At 48.1% G+C, this 19,362-nt stretch carries 22 protein-coding genes; 12 read left to right on the top strand and 10 right to left on the bottom strand.

Translation table 11 applies throughout. From position 1 onward, the window contains the following. Nucleotides 1–13 precede the first annotated feature (13 nt). The 3 genes from A7975_RS22510 (at nucleotide 14) to A7975_RS22500 (ending at nucleotide 2,865) form a co-directional block, all read left to right on the top strand. Nucleotides 14–973 carry an ROK family protein gene (locus A7975_RS22510; RefSeq protein WP_065386602.1) on the top strand — a complete coding sequence of 320 codons (960 nt, stop codon included), beginning with the start codon at nucleotides 14–16 and terminating at the stop codon, nucleotides 971–973. A gap of 39 nt (nucleotides 974–1,012) precedes the next feature. Then, nucleotides 1,013–2,287: an alpha-L-fucosidase gene (locus A7975_RS22505; protein WP_065386601.1), complete on the top strand. Its 1,275-nt coding sequence runs from the start codon at nucleotides 1,013–1,015 to the stop codon at nucleotides 2,285–2,287. 200 nt (nucleotides 2,288–2,487) lie between these two features. Then, nucleotides 2,488–2,865 carry a hypothetical protein gene (locus A7975_RS22500; RefSeq protein ID WP_053372868.1) on the top strand — a complete coding sequence of 126 codons (378 nt, stop codon included), beginning with the start codon at nucleotides 2,488–2,490 and terminating at the stop codon, nucleotides 2,863–2,865. A gap of 52 nt (nucleotides 2,866–2,917) precedes the next feature. Here the strand turns inward: A7975_RS22500 and A7975_RS22495 are convergent, their stop codons facing one another. Continuing rightward, on the bottom strand, nucleotides 2,918–3,565 hold the full coding sequence (locus A7975_RS22495; protein ID WP_082198385.1) for a YitT family protein: 648 nt from the start codon (nucleotides 3,563–3,565) through the stop codon (nucleotides 2,918–2,920). Nucleotides 3,566–3,718: 153 nt separating this feature from the next. On the opposite strand from A7975_RS22495, the gene A7975_RS22490 reads away from it, so the two are divergent. The 3 genes from A7975_RS22490 to A7975_RS22480 are packed head-to-tail and all read left to right on the top strand — an operon-like array spanning nucleotide 3,719 to nucleotide 6,365. Next, a complete protein-coding gene (locus A7975_RS22490) occupies nucleotides 3,719–4,156 on the top strand; it encodes an Lrp/AsnC family transcriptional regulator (RefSeq protein ID WP_065386600.1) in 438 nt (145 codons plus the stop codon). A 21-nt stretch (nucleotides 4,157–4,177) separates the two neighbouring features. Next, nucleotides 4,178–5,266 (top strand): threonine aldolase family protein, encoded by a 1,089-nt coding sequence (locus A7975_RS22485; RefSeq protein ID WP_065386599.1) that lies wholly within the window; start codon nucleotides 4,178–4,180, stop codon nucleotides 5,264–5,266. Between the two features lie 58 nt (nucleotides 5,267–5,324). After that, complete coding sequence (locus A7975_RS22480; RefSeq protein WP_176707784.1) at nucleotides 5,325–6,365, top strand: DUF1835 domain-containing protein; 1,041 nt, start codon at nucleotides 5,325–5,327, stop codon at nucleotides 6,363–6,365. Between the two features lie 100 nt (nucleotides 6,366–6,465). Here A7975_RS22480 and A7975_RS22475 read toward each other — a convergent pair whose 3' ends face one another. The 7 genes from A7975_RS22475 to deoC all read right to left on the bottom strand — a co-directional run bounded on the left by A7975_RS22475 (nucleotide 6,466) and on the right by deoC (nucleotide 12,467). Next, on the bottom strand, nucleotides 6,466–6,804 hold the full coding sequence (locus tag A7975_RS22475) for a hypothetical protein (protein ID WP_053372863.1): 339 nt from the start codon (nucleotides 6,802–6,804) through the stop codon (nucleotides 6,466–6,468). A 20-nt stretch (nucleotides 6,805–6,824) separates the two neighbouring features. Then, complete coding sequence (locus A7975_RS22470; RefSeq protein ID WP_065386598.1) at nucleotides 6,825–8,126, bottom strand: pyrimidine-nucleoside phosphorylase; 1,302 nt, start codon at nucleotides 8,124–8,126, stop codon at nucleotides 6,825–6,827. A 41-nt stretch (nucleotides 8,127–8,167) separates the two neighbouring features. Then, nucleotides 8,168–8,875 (bottom strand): purine-nucleoside phosphorylase, encoded by a 708-nt coding sequence (deoD, locus tag A7975_RS22465; RefSeq protein ID WP_065386597.1) that lies wholly within the window; start codon nucleotides 8,873–8,875, stop codon nucleotides 8,168–8,170. Between the two features lie 21 nt (nucleotides 8,876–8,896). Continuing rightward, nucleotides 8,897–10,078, bottom strand: coding sequence for a phosphopentomutase (deoB, locus tag A7975_RS22460; protein WP_065386596.1), 1,182 nt, complete (start codon nucleotides 10,076–10,078; stop codon nucleotides 8,897–8,899). An 18-nt stretch (nucleotides 10,079–10,096) separates the two neighbouring features. Beyond that, nucleotides 10,097–11,278, bottom strand: a complete 1,182-nt coding sequence (locus tag A7975_RS22455; protein ID WP_053372859.1) for a NupC/NupG family nucleoside CNT transporter — start codon at nucleotides 11,276–11,278, stop codon at nucleotides 10,097–10,099. 74 nt (nucleotides 11,279–11,352) lie between these two features. Continuing rightward, nucleotides 11,353–11,748: a cytidine deaminase gene (locus tag A7975_RS22450; protein ID WP_065386595.1), complete on the bottom strand. Its 396-nt coding sequence runs from the start codon at nucleotides 11,746–11,748 to the stop codon at nucleotides 11,353–11,355. A gap of 50 nt (nucleotides 11,749–11,798) precedes the next feature. Then, nucleotides 11,799–12,467, bottom strand: a complete 669-nt coding sequence (gene deoC / locus A7975_RS22445) for a deoxyribose-phosphate aldolase (protein ID WP_065386594.1) — start codon at nucleotides 12,465–12,467, stop codon at nucleotides 11,799–11,801. Nucleotides 12,468–12,864: 397 nt separating this feature from the next. Here deoC and A7975_RS22440 point away from each other — a divergent pair, with 397 nt between their 5' ends. The 4 genes from A7975_RS22440 to A7975_RS22425 all read left to right on the top strand — a co-directional run bounded on the left by A7975_RS22440 (nucleotide 12,865) and on the right by A7975_RS22425 (nucleotide 15,778). Next, nucleotides 12,865–13,902 carry an NAD(P)/FAD-dependent oxidoreductase gene (locus A7975_RS22440; RefSeq protein WP_065386593.1) on the top strand — a complete coding sequence of 346 codons (1,038 nt, stop codon included), beginning with the start codon at nucleotides 12,865–12,867 and terminating at the stop codon, nucleotides 13,900–13,902. Between the two features lie 8 nt (nucleotides 13,903–13,910). Next, nucleotides 13,911–14,147, top strand: a complete 237-nt coding sequence (locus A7975_RS22435) for a hypothetical protein (RefSeq protein WP_065386592.1) — start codon at nucleotides 13,911–13,913, stop codon at nucleotides 14,145–14,147. A gap of 356 nt (nucleotides 14,148–14,503) precedes the next feature. Further along, on the top strand, nucleotides 14,504–15,358 hold the full coding sequence (locus tag A7975_RS22430; protein ID WP_065386591.1) for an ankyrin repeat domain-containing protein: 855 nt from the start codon (nucleotides 14,504–14,506) through the stop codon (nucleotides 15,356–15,358). Between the two features lie 24 nt (nucleotides 15,359–15,382). Further along, nucleotides 15,383–15,778 carry an ankyrin repeat domain-containing protein gene (locus A7975_RS22425; RefSeq protein WP_053372853.1) on the top strand — a complete coding sequence of 132 codons (396 nt, stop codon included), beginning with the start codon at nucleotides 15,383–15,385 and terminating at the stop codon, nucleotides 15,776–15,778. Between the two features lie 89 nt (nucleotides 15,779–15,867). On the opposite strand, the gene A7975_RS22420 is transcribed toward A7975_RS22425, so the two are convergent. Continuing rightward, nucleotides 15,868–16,539, bottom strand: coding sequence for a DUF2306 domain-containing protein (locus A7975_RS22420; protein ID WP_082198383.1), 672 nt, complete (start codon nucleotides 16,537–16,539; stop codon nucleotides 15,868–15,870). A gap of 144 nt (nucleotides 16,540–16,683) precedes the next feature. Further along, a complete protein-coding gene (locus tag A7975_RS22415) occupies nucleotides 16,684–17,286 on the bottom strand; it encodes a hypothetical protein (protein WP_065386590.1) in 603 nt (200 codons plus the stop codon). Between the two features lie 362 nt (nucleotides 17,287–17,648). Here A7975_RS22415 and A7975_RS22410 point away from each other — a divergent pair, with 362 nt between their 5' ends. Together A7975_RS22410 and A7975_RS22405 are read left to right on the top strand one after the other, a co-directional pair. Next, nucleotides 17,649–18,074 (top strand): YciI family protein, encoded by a 426-nt coding sequence (locus A7975_RS22410; protein ID WP_053372850.1) that lies wholly within the window; start codon nucleotides 17,649–17,651, stop codon nucleotides 18,072–18,074. Further along, complete coding sequence (locus tag A7975_RS22405; protein WP_065386589.1) at nucleotides 18,071–19,345, top strand: RNA polymerase sigma factor; 1,275 nt, start codon at nucleotides 18,071–18,073, stop codon at nucleotides 19,343–19,345. Before A7975_RS22410 ends, A7975_RS22405 begins: the two co-directional genes overlap by 4 nt. The last annotated feature ends 17 nt before the right edge of the window (nucleotides 19,346–19,362 follow it).

Here is a 19,362-nt window from a genome sequence, read left to right as displayed (position 1 = left end):
AAGGTGATTGGCCATGCATAAGTCTCAAAGCTATGTAGTCGGAATCGACTTGGGTGGAACGAAGATTGCGGCAGCGCTGTTTGACTCGAACGGTACGCTGCTGGGACGGGAGCAGATGGAGACAGCCGGTGCCCGAACTGCCGAAGAGGTGGTTCAGCGGATGATCGGAATGATTCGCTCCGTCTCCGAAGGACGGCCATTAATCGGCATCGGATTAGCATCTCCAGGAGCGGTGAACAGCCGGGACGGTATCGTAATTAATGGCACTAACCTTCCCGAGTGGGACAACGTCCCGTTAAAGAAGTGGATGGAAGCGGAGCTTGGCATTCAGGTGCAGGTAGTTAATGATGCTAATGCTGCAGCCTGGGGCGAATATGTTCGAGGCGCGGGCAAAGGTGCAGAAAATATGGTTTACGTTACGTTCAGCACCGGCATTGGAGCGGGAATCGTCTTAGACGGCAAGCTGCTGCTAGGATCACATTCCTTCGCGGGTGAGCTGGGCCACAATATGATTGACCCGAGCGGACCGATATGCAGCTGCGGAAGATACGGCTGCTGGGAAGTGTTCGCGTCAGGCACAGCAATCCGCGATACGGCGCTGAGATATATGGAGGATAGAGCGTCGCTCATTGCCGAGCTGGCAAGCGCTAGCGAAGGTAAGGTGACGTCTCAGCATGTTTTTCAAGCTATGAAATTAAACGATCCGGTAGCTGTTGAAGTTATTGACCGGACGATTCATTATATGGCGCAAGGATTGGCAAATGCCGTCCATACGTTCAATCCCGATCGTATCGTGATCGGCGGCGGCGTAAGCAAAGCGGGGGATCTATTGTTTCCTGCGCTGCGGAAAAAGACAGATGAGCTTGTGATGGCGCCGTACAGAGGAACGTACAGCCTCATATCTGCCGGCCTAAAAGACGATGTCGGCCTCATCGGCGCTGCGGCATTATTTCATACATTCGAAGCAGAATAGCGAATTTATGATCCATTTTATAAACGGAGGGATTCAGGAATGGGAACGAGGGAACAAAGAACGGAATGGTTTTTGCAGGACAGATTCGGTTTGTTTATTCATTGGGGACTTTATTCGATTCCAGCCAGAGGCGAATGGATACGCGGCAACGAACGGATGAGCAAAGAGCATTATATGACCTATTTCGATGAGTTTGACGCTTCCCGTTATGATCCGAAGGCATGGGCGAAAGCGGCTAAGGCTGCCGGACAGAAGTACGCTGTGCTGACGACCAAGCATCATGACGGTTTTTGCTTGTTCGACAGTAACCTAACAGACTTCAAAGCGACGAACACGCCAGCCGGGCGCGACCTCGTTCGTGAGTATGTGGATGCGTTCCGCGCTGAGGGAATCGCCGTCGGTTTATACTACTCCATTATCGATTGGGATCATGACGATTATCCGGGCTACGGGGATAAGGCGCATCCCGACCGCAGCAATGAAGCGGCGAAGGATAAGCCGATTGACTTTGATCGATACCTCTCGTATATGCACGGGCAAGTGAAGGAGCTGCTTACCAATTACGGCAAAATCGACATCATGTGGTTCGACTTCTCCTATGACAACATGACCGGCGAGAAATGGAAAGCGACAGAACTTGTTCGGATGATTCGCTCCATTCAGCCGGATATTATTATCGACAATCGCTTGGGCGGCAACATCCGGGCGGCAGAGCCGGAAGAATACGCGGGTGACTTCTTCTCGCCGGAACAAATTATACCGCCTGGCGGCATCGTTGACGTGAACGGCCAATCAATCCCATGGGAAGCATGCATTACGCTTAACGACAACTGGGGTTATTGCTCCGAAGATAAAAATTACAAATCAACGAAGCAGGTTATCCGCACAATGGTGGAATGCATCAGTAAAAATGGCAACCTGCTGCTTAATGTGGGACCGGATGCGAAAGGTGAAATGACAAGGGAGTCGCTTGTTGTATTAAGCGAGGTCGGCGAATGGATGCGTTTGAATGGAGACAGCATTTACGGCTGCGGCCATTCGACGCTGCCGAAGCCGGAGTGGGGCCGTTACACGCAAAAGGGCAACAAGCTATATGCCCATGTCTATGACAGAGGCATCGGCCCTATCTATTTCCAAGGCTTGAAGGGAAAAATCAAGAAGGCCAGATTGCTGCGGGACGGCACCGAGCTCAAAATCGAGGTACCGTGGATGGCGGAGGAATATTCGGATATTGAAGGCGGAGCATTTATTACGCTAAAGGGCGCCGTGCTGCCTGATGAGATGGATACCGTTATTGAACTCGAATTATTCTAATCATGTGCGCAATTAGCAGGGCTGTAACAGGAGGCATTGGCCTTCCGTTACAGCCTTTTTGTCATCTTGTGGACGGTGCAGCTGTTGACGCAGAAATAACAACCCGGCTTATCCATTCGTAATCTAGTAAAATATACACACCGAAATCTATCAATCTCCATATAATAATAGCAATTCTTAATATAAGGGAGATGGTAGGTATGACTAAGCGAGGAGGATGCAAAAGCTCTGGGAAGAGAAGTCATGGGAAGCCAGTAAACCAGAGTCATGGAAACAAACAAACAGAGAACCATAGTCAGGGCAATAACGGATCAAAGGAAAAAAGCTGCGGCAAAAATGAACGTGTGCTTAGCATGCTGCTCAAGCTTGGCGTAGGTTCTACGAATATTCGAATTTTTTTTGGCGGTAAAGTACGTTCCGGCATTTATCTAGGCATTGTCGATGATTGTGTGGTTATCAATATCAAAGGCTCCGTAAACTATATTAGTGTTTCTTCTATCATTGCCGTTGAGGTTGGGTTCACCAAGAAGAAGAAAAAGAAAAAAAGATCAAGCTGCAGAAAGTCTATTTGTTTTTAATGAGCAAAGGAGGACACGCCTCCTTTGCTTTTTTTATGGCATAAATGATCATTCAGGCAGATGTCGTAACACGGGGCAGAGCATCCGCTTTCTCCTGCTTGGTTTTCGTCTTTCTTCTCTTATAGAACGATAAAATGGCTGATGTAACGGCTATCGAAATCGCAGAATACAACCCGCTCGTAAGCGAAAATATGGACAAGCTGGTAAGCACGACTAGAAGATCAAATCCGAAGTTAGTAATCCCGGGATTGATGTCGTGCTCCCTGTGCAAATAAACCGCCAGTATCGTCGCGCCTCCGAGTGAAGCGCCGTTACGGAACAAGGCGGTGATGCCCACCCCGATAAATACGCCTCCAACGATTGCCCCGATGAGCGATGGAATCGCAAAGGCAGGCAATAAGCCATTTAAGGCGCTAAACAAGGAAAGAAGCGCGATCGCCAGCACGGTTTTGAAAGTGAAGGATTTACCCATGTAAAAGTAGGAGAAAATAAAAAATGGAAGGTTGAGCAGCACGAACAAATAGTGGAATGGGACTTGCAGCAAGGGCGATAAGCTTAATGATAGTCCTGCTGTGCCTCCGGTAACGATACCCGAATGCTTCAGAATGACCAATCCGCCGGTAGTAACGAAGCAGCCTATTGCAAAATGGAGCCATTTGCGCATATTTTCCTTCACTTTGTTGTCTGATTTCCTTATCATCCCGCATGCACCGCCTGCTTAAGTTTGTTAATATAAGGATACAAAACAGCGTGATTCGTATATATGATAAACGGAATGAAATTGATGTGAAATTATGTAACATTGAATCAAATGAACACGTTTTTGCTGCAAAATGAAGGGGGGCTTGCGAGGATGGATCAATTGGATCGAGCGCTTCTCCGATGGCTACAGGAGGATGGGCGAATGACCGTAAGCGAGCTGTCCAAACGACTGGCTTTGAGCCGTCCCAGCATATCCGAGCGTCTGCTGCGTCTCCAAGAGAGAGGTATTATTACTGGCTTCGGCGCCCGAGTATCGGCGGCAGCGGTAGGAAGAAACATTCAGCTGATTATCCAAATGAGCGAATTAAAAGTATTTCCGATGGAGTTTGAAAAGCGGATTATGAATGATGAGGATATTATAGAATGCCACCGGGTAACGGGAACGGTCAGTTATATTTTGAAGGCGGCAGTAACGGGGATGGATGCGCTTAGCGAGCTCGTGGAGCGGCTCATGCCATTCGGCAATGTCAACACGTCGGTCATTCTCTCTTCTCCGGTAATGAACCGGACCATATTGCCAAAAGAATGAACGTAAAAGGGGACATATAGGATGGAACAAACGAAATCATTAATCGAAGCATATAATCAATCCAGCTATCCGTTGATCGGCCATGGCAGGCGGAACGTGAAGGTGCTGAAAGAAGCGCTCGAGCAATGGGAGGATGAGCAGGATAGCGATATGTACGGCAAGGGAGAGCTGATCGAGGATTTTGAAATGCGAATGGCACGCCTGCTTGGCAAGGAGTCGGCAGTTTTCTTCCCTAGCGGCACGATGGCACAGCAAATTGCGCTCCGAATATGGTGCGATGAGAAAGGAAATAAGAAAGTAGGCTATCATCCCTTAAGCCATTTGGAAATCCATGAGAAAGACGGGATGAAAGAGCTGCATCATCTTGAGCCCCTATTGCTGGCGGATAATGAAAGGCCAGTCCTTCTGAAGGATCTGCTTGGCATGAGGGAAGACATCGCCTGCTTGCTGCTGGAATTGCCTCAGAGGGAAATTGGCGGACAGTTGCCGGCATACGCGGAGCTTGAAGCCATGTCGGCATTTTGCCGAGAAAGAGGCATTAGGCTTCATCTTGACGGCGCTAGGCTGTTCGAGATCCTTCCCTATTATGAAAAGTCAGCGGAGGAGGTCTGCGCGCTCTTTGACAGCGTGTATATCTCATTTTATAAAGGAATTGGCGGCATTGCCGGAGCCATCTTGGCCGGAGATCGCGATTTTACGGAACAATCGAAGATTTGGAAAAGACGTCACGGCGGCGATCTGATCAGCCTTTATCCTTATATTATCTCCGCAGACTACTATATGGAGCGGCGGCTGCCGCAAATGGAGAAGTACTATAGGGAAGCGCAGGAGCTTGCTGAATTATACAATGGATGCCAAACGATGAAAACGATCCCGGAGACGCCTGTTTCCAATATGTTTCATGTACACTCGGAAGCGAGCAAGGAACAGCTTGAACCGATTTTCATCGCTATTGCTTTGGAAACAGGTGTCGGCTTGGCACAATCGGTACGCGATAGAGAGGATGGCGGCTCCTACTTTGAGGTTAATACTGGCGATAGGTATGGTTTGGCTCCCAAAGCAGCGGTGTTAGAGGCCTTTAGAATACTGGACATTAAACTGCATAAGTAGGGTTGGGATTCGGGGCATTGCTTGCCAGAGGATGACATTGGAGAGAGAGGACCTACATATGAAAATTACTCAAATAAGTAATAGGATCAACGATTTATCTGAACGGGAAGCCCAATCAATAATCATGCACATCATGCTCATGATAGACGGAGTGGAGAATGAGCATTATCCAAAAGAGAAGCTTTACGACGATTTATTAGAGATGTATAAAGCCGTTTTAACGCCAAAAAAGCAGCAGCAATGGGAGCCTAGCGATAGCTGCAACCAAGTGCATATGGCGTTTGGCGATTCTTTTGCGGGCAGCTTGAAATTGGCTATTAAGAAGCTTGGGAGGGAGGATAGCGATAAAGTGATCACTTTTCGCGACCGCTACTCCATTGGACCGATATGGCAGCTGCACGAAGAGACAGGACGGATGAAGAGACAGCAATGGTTTTTTGACCATATTAACAATAATGAAGAAGAGGAGGACTTCGAAGAAGAGCATCAGAGCTTGATGCGGCAAATCTCGCTCATTCCTCCTGGGGCAGCCGTAACGATATGGAGCAGCATGAATGCAGGTGAGCAGGTAGGATTGCGTTATGCCGCGTATTTATTGAGAAATATGTTGAATCCCATAGCCACCATCCCTGTTTCGGATGTAAGCAGCCGGTTATTTAACCGCCCAGACCTGAGCGTTCCGTATAATCACTCTGGGGAAATACCATCAGACAAGCTGCAGGTTATCCTCGGCGAAGACAGTGTGAGCATACGATTGAACGGCGATTCGAGAAAGGTTTTAGAGAACGAATGGCTGGAGCTTGCCCAGCAGCCTGAGGTGCTTCGCATATGCATAGACGGAAATGTTCTTCCTGTAGGCGAGGATTATTTTGATGCGTATTTGATGGAGACAGTGGAGAAGCTGCATAGTGGAAGAGGCGACCGGGATTTCATAAAATCAGCTAGGGTCGTTGGCGAAGCGTTAGGCTATTGCGAGCAGTACGTGGGAGATGAATATTTTGAATACCGGGTTCGTGAATTGATCTATAGCGGCCGTCTCAAAATCAAGGGAGTTCCGCGTGCTATGCGCTATTACAGCGTAAAGAGCAACGTTGACTGAGAGGTGCATATGGCAAGCGAAAATAGATGCGCTCAATAAAAAAATCCCCTTTAGTCAGCAGCGGGTCGTTCACTGCCTGTCTAAAGGGGATTTATTATTTCTAAAGCTTAGTCACAATAATTCCAGCTATAACCAAACCAAGGCCTACGAACGTTTTCCAGCTTGGAACTTCTGAGAAGAAGAAGAAGGAAACGACAAGCAGGGCGGCAATATCAAGGAATTTGGAGCTGGAAACGACCAGTGTATTGCTGCCTAAATATTTATAACCATATTTGAAACCTAGTCCAAGCAATACGTTGGCGAGAAACAAAATGGGAATCATATAGACTTGGAACTTTAACGTGTCTCCTATTGAAGCGCCGATAAATTTTGTTTGAAAGGCGAAGACTCCGTTAATAAGGAGAAATCCCAGAAACAAAATGATAATCGCATAAAACATTTGCTTATCTCCTTCTTAGCCTACTCGGTTACGATACCGTAGACGAGTACAGGAGGGGTTACCTCACTGCCAATGCGAATATTGTCGTAAATGATGCTCAGCACATCATCCACATTTTCGCGATTCGAGTGAATCGTAACGAGCGATTCGCCTGCTTTTACTGCATCCCCGATTTTTTTGTTCAGCATGAGTCCTACGGCCAAATCAATTTCGGATTCCTTAGTCGCGCGTCCAGCTCCAAGCAGCATAGCTGCCGTGCCGATCTCATCCGCTACAATCTCAGTTACAACGCCGTCTGCTTTAGCAGGCACTTCGATGAGATAAGCGGCTTGCGGCAATTTCTCTGGGTGATCTACGACAGACGGATCGCCGCCTTGATTGGCAATGAAGGCTTTGAATTTTTCCAGCGCTTTGCCGTTGCGGATAACTTCCTTCAACAGCTCTTCGGCTTCTTCTAGCGAGCTGGCTTTATTCGCCAAAAACACCATTTGGCTGCCTAGCGCAAGACAAAGCTCCTCCAAATCCTTAGGTCCTTTTCCTTGCAGCGTGTCGATTGCTTCTTTTACTTCCAGCGCGTTGCCGATTGCAAGGCCGAGCGGCTGGCTCATATCCGAGATAACCGCCATCGTCTTGCGGCCGACGTTGTTGCCGATGCTAACCATAGCGTGTGCAAGCTCTTTGGCATCCTCCACAGTTTTCATGAATGCGCCGGAGCCAGTCTTCACGTCCAGCACGATTGCATCCGAGCCGGCTGCAATTTTTTTACTCATAATGGAGCTTGCGATGAGAGGGATCGAGTTAACCGTTGCCGTAACATCGCGCAGGGCATAGAGCTTCTTATCGGCTGGCGTCAGGTTGCCGGATTGGCCGATGACCGCAATTTTATCCTTATTCACCAATTGTACGAATTCATCCTTATCGATCTCTACATGGAATCCAGCGATGGCTTCCAGCTTATCGATTGTACCGCCGGTATGTCCAAGGCCGCGGCCGGACATTTTGGCAACCGGAATATCGAGCGCCGCCACAAGAGGAGCAAGCACCAATGTAGTCGTATCGCCAACACCGCCTGTGGAGTGTTTATCAACCTTTACGCCTTCAATCGCGGAGAGGTCAATCGTATCGCCGGAATTCACGATTGCCATCGTCAAATCAGCGCGCTCGCGTTCTGTCATATCCTTGAAGAAGATCGCCATAGCCAAAGCGCTAACTTGATAGTCCGGAATTTCATCCTTCGTATAACCATCGATAATAAAGTTGATTTCCTCTGTTGTTAGCTCTTCACCGTCACGTTTTTTCTCAATCAGATCAACCATTCTCATATGTTTCTCTCCTCGCCTAATATCTATTTATGATTCCGTATTTATATGGAAATAACCGTTTCGAGTGCAACTTCCATCATATCGTTAAAGGTGCTTTGACGCTCTGCGGAGGTTGTTTCTTCACCTGTCAGCAGATGATCGCTCACCGTTAAAATAGTTAAAGCATTAACGCCGTATTTCGCAGCAAGCGTATAAAGGGCAGTCGTTTCCATTTCCACGCCTAGAACGCCATGATCCATCAGCTTTTGCACAATCGCTTTATCGTCCCGATAGAAGGAGTCGGAGCAGAAAATATTGCCCACATGCAGCTTTAAGCCTTTTTCGACACCGCGCTCGTAAGCAGCCTTTAGCAAAGGGAAGCTGCCGATTGGCGAGAAATCATAGCCGCCAAAAACATGGCGGTTAACGCTGGAATCCGTACAAGCTGCTTGTGCCAAAATAACTTCGCGAACGTGCACGCTTTCTTGCATAGCGCCGCAAGTGCCGACGCGAACCAAGTTTTTTACGCCGTAATCACGAATCAATTCATTCACATAAATACTAATAGAAGGGACGCCCATTCCTGTTCCCTGCACGGATATGCGCTGACCTTTATAAGTACCTGTAAAGCCCAGCATGCCTCTGACCTCGTTGTAGCAGATGACATCCTCCAAATACGTTTCAGCGATATACTTGGCTCTCAGCGGATCTCCTGGCAATAAAATCGTTTCTGCAATCTGGCCTTGCTCGGCTCCAATATGAATGCTCATAGTCATGCTCCTTCAACTTTGTTATTTTAGTTCTCCCAAAAAGCTAGTGCCGTGCGCCGGCATCGTCACTCCGAAGTTGTCTGCGATCGTCGCTCCAATGTCCGCGAAGGTCTCCCTCAATGGAAGGGCATGTCCGCCATGCTTAAAACGTGGGGAATAAACCAATAAAGGCACGTATTCGCGCGTGTGATCCGTTCCGTGATAGGTCGGGTCATTACCGTGATCCGCAGTGATTATAAGCAAATCCTGCTCGGTCATTTTCGCAAAAACCTCCGGCAGACGGGTATCGTACTCCTCCAACGCTTGTCCGTACCCTTTAGGATCGCGGCGATGCCCATAGAGCGCATCAAAGTCGACAAGGTTCAAGAAGCTAATACCCGTAAACGATTCATCCAGCACTGAAATGAATTGATCCATGCCATCCGAATTGGATACGGTGCGCACGGCCTTTGTAACGCCTTCTCCATCATATATATCGGATATTTTACCGAGTGCGATTACGTCGAAGCTGGCATTTTTTAGTTCATTCATCACAGTAGACCCAAATGGTTTCAGCGCGTAGTCATGACGATTGGATGTCCGCTTAAAATGTCCCGGCTCTCCGACGAAGGGACGAGCGATGATTCTCCCCAGCATGTAGGGATCCTCCAGCGTAATTTCACGGCAGAACTCGCAGATTTCATAGAGTTCCTTCAATGGTACCACATCTTCATGGGCAGCGATCTGCAATACGGAATCCGCAGAGGTATAGACGATCAATGCGCCTGTCCGCATATGCTCTTCGCCAAGCTCGTCAATAATTTCCGTGCCGCTGGCTGGTTTGTTGCCAATTACCTTACGGCCTGTTTTCTCTTCAATCCGGTTAATTAGCTCCGGCGGAAAACCATCCGCGAACACGCGGAAAGGTACGGCGATATGAAGCCCCATGATCTCCCAGTGACCGGTCATTGTATCCTTGCCGTTCGACGCTTCCTGCATCTTCGTATAATAGGCAAGAGGCTTGTCTGCAACCGGAATCCCTTTAATTTCCTTGATGTTGGATAATCCGAGGACGCCCATATGAGGCATCTTCAAGCCTCCAAGCTCACTCGCAATATGGCCAAGCGTATCAACATCGACGTCTCCGAAGCTTGCCGCATCAGGCGATTCGCCAATGCCGACCGAGTCCAAAACGATCAGGTGAATTCTTTGAAATTTGTTCATTGTATTAGGCTCCTTCCGTTATTTAATAAACAGTCCTGCGATGATGGCAGACAAGACGCTAACCAAAGTGGCCCCGTAAAGCAATTTTAATCCGAAACGTGCAACGGCGTTGCCTTGTTTCTCGTGCAGTCCTTTTACGGCGCCGGCGATAATGCCGATTGACGAGAAGTTGGCAAATGAAACGAGGAACACGGATACGATACCGACAGCGCGAGCGGACAAATCAGGATATTTTGCAAGCTCAAGCATCGCTACAAACTCGTTGGACACCATTTTTGTCGCCATAATGCTTCCTGCATCGACAGCGTCTTTCCATGGAATACCCATTATAAAAGCGATCGGAGCAAAAATATAGCCTAATATTTGTTGGAACGAAATGCCGATAATGCCGCTGAATAGCCCGTTGACCAAAGCGATCATCGCGATAAAACCGATCAGCATCGCAGCGACTATGATAGCGACCTTGAAGCCGTCTAAAATATATTCGCCGAGCACTTCGAAAAACGTTTGTTTCTCTTCTTCCTGAACCTCCAGAATATCGTCCTCCGGCTCAACCTTATAAGGGTTGAGGATGGAAGCAATGATAAATCCGCCAAACAAATTAAGGACGAGCGCGGTTACCACGTATTTAGGGTCGAGTATTTGCATGTATGAGCCAACGATCGACATCGAAACGGTGGACATCGCCGAGGCGCAAAGCGTATATAAACGCTGCTTAGGCAGCAATCCGATTTGTTTTTTGACCGAAATGAACACTTCGGATTGTCCCAATATAGCGGATGCAACCGCATTATAGGATTCCAGTTTTCCCATTCCGTTTATTTTGCTCAAGACAAGACCGATATATTTGATGATAAACGGCAGCACCTTGATATATTGCAAAATACCGATGAGCGCCGAGATAAACACGATTGGCAGCAGCGCGCTAAAGAAGAACGAGAATTGTCCTTCGTTAAGAAGACCGCCAAACACAAAATCGATTCCCTCATGGGCAAAGCCTAGCAATTTCTCGAACATGCCGGAGAAGCCTTTAATCAGAATTTCTCCTATGGCTGTATTTAATAATGCATAGGCCAAAACCACCTGAAGGAGGACCATGATGATTAGCGGTTTGTACTTGATGTTCTTTTTGTTATTGCTGGCAACGTAAGAAAGCCCAAGAACAACAAGCAAGCCCAATATAGCGATTAAAAATTTCATTGTTCATTCTCCTAGTAAGTTAGTATAGTACGTCATGCTGCATTACTATAAAGCGCTTACAACTGAGCCGCCGCTTACTTTTTCATGTCAGTCGCTTGAAAAGCACCCGGAAGGAGTTGTGCCATCGTCCACTCTTCGGTATTGCCATGGAGATTCGTCAAATAAATCTTTGTATTCTCATCGCAAAATTCTGCTAATACCTGCCGGCATGCTCCGCACGGAGAGACAGGACCCTCGGTGTCTGCTACTACGGCGATTGCTTCAATAATGTGATCGCCTTCCGATACCGCTTTGAAAATAGCTGTCCGCTCTGCGCAATTCGTTAATCCGAACGAGGCATTCTCAATGTTGCAGCCCTTGTAAATACGCTTGTTGCTAGTCAATAACGCAGCGCCGACAGCAAAATGCGAGTAGGGAATATGAGCATGCTTACGCGCGTCAATCGCTTCTTGAATCAATTGCTCCTTCATCTTTCTTTCCCCCTGGAAAGCTGCTCCGTTAAGGAGCAGCACAATTTATTTTAGTAAGAAGAGGTCGATTGCTCGCCTTCCATAATCTTCACGCCTGAGCTGGCACCGATTCTGGAGGCGCCTGCTGCGATCATTTTTTCCATATCCTCAAGGCTGCGAATGCCGCCGGAAGCTTTAACGCCAAGCTTGTCCCCGACCGTTTTTCTCATAAGCGCAACGTCCTCGGGAGTTGCTCCGCCAGTGGAGAAGCCCGTTGATGTTTTCACGAAATCCGCTCCAGCTTTAGCTGACAACTGGGAAGCGCGGACCTTTTCTTCATCCGTAAGAAGCGATGCTTCGATAATAACTTTCACAAGCGCTTTGCCGGCTGCTGCATCAACAACGGCTTTAATATCTTTTTCCACCAATGCATCATTGCCATCTTTTAAGGCGCTTATGTTAATAACCATATCAACCTCAGTCGCTCCGTTTGCAATGGCATTCGCAGCTTCAAAAGCTTTAGTCTCAGTAGTTGACGCTCCAAGCGGAAATCCGATTACGGTACAAACCTTAACCGTGCTGCTTGCCAACTGCTCAGCAGAATAAGCTACCCAGGTTGGGTTGACGCAAACGGAAGCAAAACTATATTTTTTCGCTTCTTCCGTTAATTTTGTAATTTCAGCTTTTGTTGCATCAGCGCGCAAAAGCGTATGATCGATCATTCCGGACAAATTTAACATAGCCAGTTCACCTTCCCCTTATACGATTCCTCAAATGCAAGATTATAATATCATGGTCATGAACATATGTAAACCAATTGATGAACAAATGTTCAAACCTATTTTTGGCTCGCGTAGCTAATAAAGTCTTTCGTTAAAGTGATGACAAAGTTTTGAAGCAGGGAGTTGCAGTGAGGTCTTAATATGCCCCAAAGGTTAGCGGATCTTGCATGCAAGTTTGGCATATATGCTCTTCGTTGGAAGGAAATCGGGGTTGCTGGCGGATGAGGGGGTGACCATGCATGAGTTGAGTTTGTGCAAATTTCCCGTTTTGTTTGTCCATTGCTCTTGCGTGTGTTCCAATTCTACAATGAGTAGTGAGAATGAATCTCAAATACTTGTGCAGGAGGATATACTGTTGACGGAACAACTGCAACTCTATGATGTAACGATTATTGGCGGTGGCCCTGCGGGGATGTATGCTGCTTTCTATAGCGGAATGAGGGATTTGAAAACAAAGCTGATCGATGCGAACGAGAAGCTTGGCGGGCGGATGTTAATCTATCCCGAGAAGATGATTTGGGATGTTGGAGGCGTTACGCCGGTATTATGCGAGAAGCTGATCACTCAGCTGGAACAGCAGGCACAAACCTTTGAACCGACTATTTTGCTGGGCCAGCAAATACGCGATTTGGAGAAACAGGATGACGGCACCTATCTATTAGAGACGGTTACAGGAGAGAAGCATTGGACGCGTACCGTTATTTTGGCGATAGGCCGGGGCATTTTGAAGATGGCTAAGCTGGAGCTTGAGGGAGCGGAACGGTATGAGGTATCTAATTTACACTATACCGTACAGGAGCTTGAGCCGTTTCGAGGAAAGCGGGTGCTTATATCCGGAGGAGGGAATTCGGCTGTTGATTGGGCGAATGAGCTGGAGCCGATTGCGGAGCACGTTACGGTCGTGCATCGGCGCGACCAATTTGGCGGACACGAGAAAAACATTGCCAAGATGAACGATTCCTCCGTTGACGTGCGGACGCCTTACGAAGTTAGCCAGCTTTACAGCAGCAATGGCGAGATGATCGATCGCGTAACGCTGACTCATCTGGAAACAGGCGTATCCGAGCAGCTCGCGGTGGATGCGGTCATTGTTAACCATGGGCTGAAATCCGATTTCAGCGGGATTAAGGATTGGGGGCTGAGCATGGACGATTGGAACGTGTACGTAAATGCTAAGCTGGAGTCCAATCTGCCGGGCGTCTTCGCTGCGGGGGATTTTGCATATTACGACAGTAAGCTCAATCTCATAGCCGGTGCGTTCACCGATGCTGCACTTGCCGTTAACAGCGCGAAGCTGTACATGGACCCAGAAGCACCGAGAATGGCGTACGTGTCCTCGCACAACGAGCGTTTTAAGGAGAAGAACAAGGCGCTTGGCGTTGTTGAGGAGTAGTTGGATAGTTGAATAGAGGGATAGCTGGTCGCGCGTATGCTTGGGGCATCGGCATAGCCGCAACTGGTCGCCTAACCATGCTTCTACGCGAAAATTGCACACGCAGCGTCTATCGTCGGCAGCTGACTTTCCACGCAGTAGACTTAACGGGAAAAACTCCCGTTATTTGTGGCGATTTTGAATTAAATCTTGAATTAGAGGGATTTTGTCCCGTTAATTTACTGTTTTTTATCAATATGGAGTAAAAGTGTTCCTATTAACGGGAGATTTTCCTGCTAAATGGTCTGTTGCCTATTTTTTTGAACAATTAGATGGAGGTTTTCCTGTTATTTCTGTTCAATAGCTTGCAGGCGGGGAACGTATATCCGGTAATGTAGCAGCTGCGTGGCCTAAGTTACGGGAGATTAAAAGCTGATGGAGTATGGTATTAATCTATCTCTATTACGAAAACAGAGCATAGTGAGGGATAACCTCAAATGCTCTGTTTTTTGCATGATTTCAACTCGCATGTAAGCGGATAAAAATAGTGGTGGTAATTTTGGGTAAAATAGGATATTGTAATTGTGTAATAAAAATTACAGAAAACAATGGGAGAAAATTGATGTCCAACAAGAAACAGAGCGTCGTTATTTCGATCCGGTTAGATGATATTTCGCTGAAAGCAGTGGACTTGCTTGTTGATTCCGGGCTTGAATCGAACCGTTCCAGGGCAGTCACACACTTGATAAGCATGGGGATACAAGCCTCAGAGGAGCTGCTCCAGAAGGCCAAATCGCTTGCGGATAACGTGCAACAGCTGCGAAATGAAATGATTGATGCGGTGAAGCTGAACAATCTGGATAAGGTGGCAGAGTTAATCAACAAGGACTCGTCGCTTGTTAATGCAAGCAACAATAACGGAGAAACGGCTGTATTGATGGCTGCCTATTACCGATCGAAAGAGATTAAAGACTTACTGCTTAACAATGGCGCGGAGCTTACTATTTTTGAGGCGGCAGCTGTTGGCAATACAAAGCGGATAAAAGATTTGCTTGCAGAATCTCCTGAACGGTTAAGCAGCTACAGCGGCGACGGCTTTACCCCGCTGGGCTTAGCGGCTCATTTTGGCAACGAGGAAACGGTGAAGTTTCTACTGGACCAAGGCGCAGACATAAACGCGAGAAACAAGGACGGGAATCTGAACAATATGGCGATCCATGCTGCGATAGCAGGCAATTTTGAGCATATTGTGAAGCTGCTGCTTGAGCATGGCGCCGATGTGAACGTGAAGTGTGAAGGAATATGGAGGCTAGGCTATACCCCTCTGCATGTAGCGGGACATTTTGGGAGAGAAACGATAATCACGATGTTATTGCTTGCAGGAGCAGATCAATCAGTTGTCAATGACGCTGGAGCAACGCCCTACGAATTAGCGAGGTCAAAGGGTCATCAAGCGTCCGCTGCTCTTTTACAATAAAAAACAGTTGAAGGAGATATTTTAATGGAGAACAAACCATCGATCCAGCCTGAATTAGTAAGAGAGTTTGTCGGCAATGCACACGGTGACTTGGAGCGGGTAAAAGACCTTCTGAAGCAAGAGCCGGGGCTCGTAAATGCTGCTTGGGATTGGGGCGGCGGGGATTGGGAGACAGGTATCGGCGCAGCAGCGCATATGGGAAGAAGAGACATCGCTCAATTTCTTATCGATAACGGGGCGCGCATTGATCTATTTGCGGCGGCAATGCTAGGGAAGATTGATATTGTGCGGGCTATGCTTGCGGATAATCCCGGCCTTGTTAATGCAAAGGGTGCACATGGGATTCCATTGATCGTTCATGCGCAGCAGGGCGGGGAAGAAGCGGCACAAGTTCTTGAATTGTTGAGCCAGTTTAAATGATCTATGCAATAGCGGTAATGGTCTCTAAACCAACGGTTTAATGAAACAAAAAGGATGCCTTGCGAATTGATCCCGCAAGGCAATTCTGTTTATAGCCTTGCATGCTGGCGCGGCTGCGGCATACGTCTTTTAGGCTTCTTTTTGTTGAAGAGAAGCTCTACGAACAATAGATTCGGCACCCAGCAAAGCCACGCAATAACGATGAAGGTATCGTTCGTATCGGTAAGGCCGAACAGTACCGCTGCAAGCGCAGTATAAATGCGGAGCGTGATTGCGGCGCAGGTGAGCGCATAATTTCGAATCATCCACCGTCCATGCTCGGCAGGATCACGGTTAACGATGATGCTTTTTAGGCTGCGGAACAAGCTGTATAACCAAGCAAGAGAAAGCGCGCCGAAGCCAAGCTTTGCGATCCAGCCGCCTTCTGCATAGAAGGCTAAGTACAGGCCGGTAATTCCGCCGATAACGATCATCATGGAATAGACGTAGCCGATCAAGCGGTGAACGTTCGGCGATCTATGGCGAAGCCGCTTAATGAGCTGGAGCCAGCCGATAGCAAGACCGATCCCGGCAGAGACGGCATGCGCCCATAGGACAGTGAACCACAAATCAGGCAGGCTTCCTTTTTCAGAAACGAACGGCTGATCCTCGATGCCATCAGGGGATCCGTAAAACACCAAGGCGTATGCACCGACGGCTAAAGCCAAAAAAGCTAATACTGCTAATGCCCACGAACGGCCTGCTTTTCCTCGTGCACTCATTTATCCAGCCCCCATGATTAACGGTCATTTATTACTAAAAGTAATTTACCATTATGGAGTTTGACCCTCAACTGGCTTCCGGCTGAGCCTACTCTCCGTCGGAGGTCGGATGAAGAACATTATTTTGGCTGTTATTGCATTCCTTTAAGCGCCGGTAAGAGCTTCGGGCAGCTCTCGCTCATAGTTTTTATACATGATATACCTCTGTATGCCCTTGCAGCTGTCTAAGGATTGCCTTGCCAGTGCAGCCGCTTTGTGCCGGTTCCCGGCACGCATTTCAAGCTCATAGAGCAATGCGTCTCTCATCCATGGCTTTGCTGCTTTAGCCGCAGTTGCTCGAGCAAGCTCCAAATTGCCTTCCTCAAGATGAACAAAGGCTTCATAATAGTTGCGGTATTTCTCAGAATGGATATGAGGAAGCTGCTTCTTCATGGAAGCGGCATCCTTGTGGTATAAATCATACATCACTTTGTATAGCGCTTGGCGTTGCGGCTGCTTATATTTGCTAAGCATATGCTGAAACAGATGTTCAATTTCTTCATCTCTTCTGTTGGCAATAGCATAATAAAGATACATATGTGATTTTTTTCTTTGTTTGCTCAAATATTTTTCCAGCCGCGCTATATTGGTTTCAAACAAGAACATATGCAAGACAGGAAGGCTGAGAAATAGGCCTGCAATGAGTATAGCGGCAACGAGGATGTAGATGAGCTTAATGTCAATCGATGCTAGGACTAAGCTAACCATAAAAATGAGCACATAAATAATAGTGGTACGGACTGGCGAATGAATAATGAAACACTCCTTTTTTTGATGCTTCTAAAGTTATTTTCCATTTTTTATTATATCATGTCATTTATATGTGGTCTTCTAGTCTCATTATAATCTTTACAGATTAAGGAACCTGTACAAGGAATTATACTTGCAAATGACGAATGAATAACCGAGCTGCGGATGCAGCAAGCAACTTGGCGAAAATAATAAAACTTTTATAGCGCGTAATGTCGATTTCTATTGTTACGATTCGTCGTTCAAGTAGGAGCGGGATTAACGGCAAGCTTAGAGCGAATAATCTGGGTCTCCATAATGAACGCAGGAGGGAAATGTATATGCGATTTATGATGATTGTAAAAGGTACGAACGATTCCGAGGCAGGTGTTATGCCAAGCCAAGAGCTTCTTGAAGCGATGCTGAGGTACAACGAAGAACTGGCTAAGGCAGGTGTGCTGCTTGCTGCCGATGGTCTGCATGCAAGCTCGAATGGCATACGGATATCTTATCCTGAACCTGGCGGCAAACCGAAAGTCATTGACGGTCCATTTACCGAGGCTAAAGAAATAATTGCCGGCTATACGCTAATTGAGGTCAAATCAAAAGAAGAAGCGATCGAATGGGCGATGCGCATGCCGGATCCGCACGGAAATGGCGAAGGGCAAATCGAGCTCCGCCAGATTATTGATGCGCCGGAATTGACGCAGCACCCGGAAACGCTGGCGATGCTTCGCGATCAGATGGACCGGCTTAAAAACTCGTGAACGGTTCCTCGGTCCAGCGTACAATTGATGCCATCTGGCGGATCGAATCGGCCAAGCTGATCGCCGGGCTGGCGAGGATGGTGCGCGATGTTGGTCTCGCGGAAGATCTTGCGCAGGATGCGCTGGTCATTGCATTGGAGCGGTGGCCGAGTACCGGCATTCCCGATAATCCCGGCGCATGGCTCATGACTGCGGCGAAGCGCCGTGCAATCGATATGATGCGCAGGAGCAAGCTGCGTGACCAGAAATATGAAGAGTTTGGTCGCGGCAATGACTTGTACGCCGAAGACGACGTGGACCTTGCAATGGATGGAGAGGTTGGCGATGATCTCCTTCGGCTGATTTTTACAACCTGCCATCCGGTTTTGTCGAAGGAGGCGCGGGTCGCTTTGACGCTGCGCCTGCTTGGGGGTCTTACGACCGATGAGATTGCACATGCTTTCCTTATTGGTGAATCAACGATCGCGCAGCGGATCGTTCGGGCGAAACGTACGCTTAGCGCGTCTCGGGTTGCCTTTGAGGTTCCCGTAGGCGAGGAACTTAAAGAACGTCTGTCAACCGTTCTCGAAGTGATCTATTTAATGTTTAATGAGGGTTATACCGCGACTTCTGGAGGCAGCTGGATACGTCCGCTGCTTTGCCAGGAGGCGCTTAGATTAGGACGCATTCTAGCGGAAATCGCAGCTGGAGAGCCGGAGGTTCATGGCTTGGTTGCCTTGATGGAAATCCAATCGTCACGGTTCAAAACGCGGGTAAGCGCCGCCGGAGAGCCCATTCTTCTGATGGATCAAAACCGTGCGTTATGGGATCAGCTGCTGATCCGCCGCGGCTTGGCCGCTCTAGAGCGTGCAAGGAAGCTCGGGCGTCCGCTCGGCCCTTATGCGCTTCAAGCTGCGATTTCCGCATGCCATGCTCAGGCTCGTACGGCATCCGAGACCGATTGGGCCCGGATTGCTGCCCTTTACGAAGCTTTATCGCGCGTAATGCCATCGCCTGTCGTCGAATTAAACCGGGCTGTGGCGATCGCCATGGCTTTTGGTCCTGCTTTTGGCCTTCAAATTGTTGATGAATTGACCGCTGAACCATCGATGAAGGAGTACCATCTGTTGCCGAGCGTACGCGGTGATCTTCTGGCCAAATTAGGCCGTATCGACGAAGCCCGTTTCGAATTCGAGCGTGCGGCATCGCTGACACGCAACACGCGAGAGCAAGAGCTTCTGCTGAAGCGCGCTGCGGAATGCATTTCAACGGATTCGGATCTCAAAAAATAGTTAGCACGGCCTTGTCG

The sequence above is a fragment of the Bacillus sp. FJAT-26390 genome (genome assembly GCF_001682865.1).
Classification (GTDB): Bacteria; Bacillota; Bacilli; order Paenibacillales; family Paenibacillaceae; genus Pristimantibacillus.
Note: the sequence above shows the minus strand (reverse complement) of the source record. Positions and strands in the feature narration are given on the sequence as shown.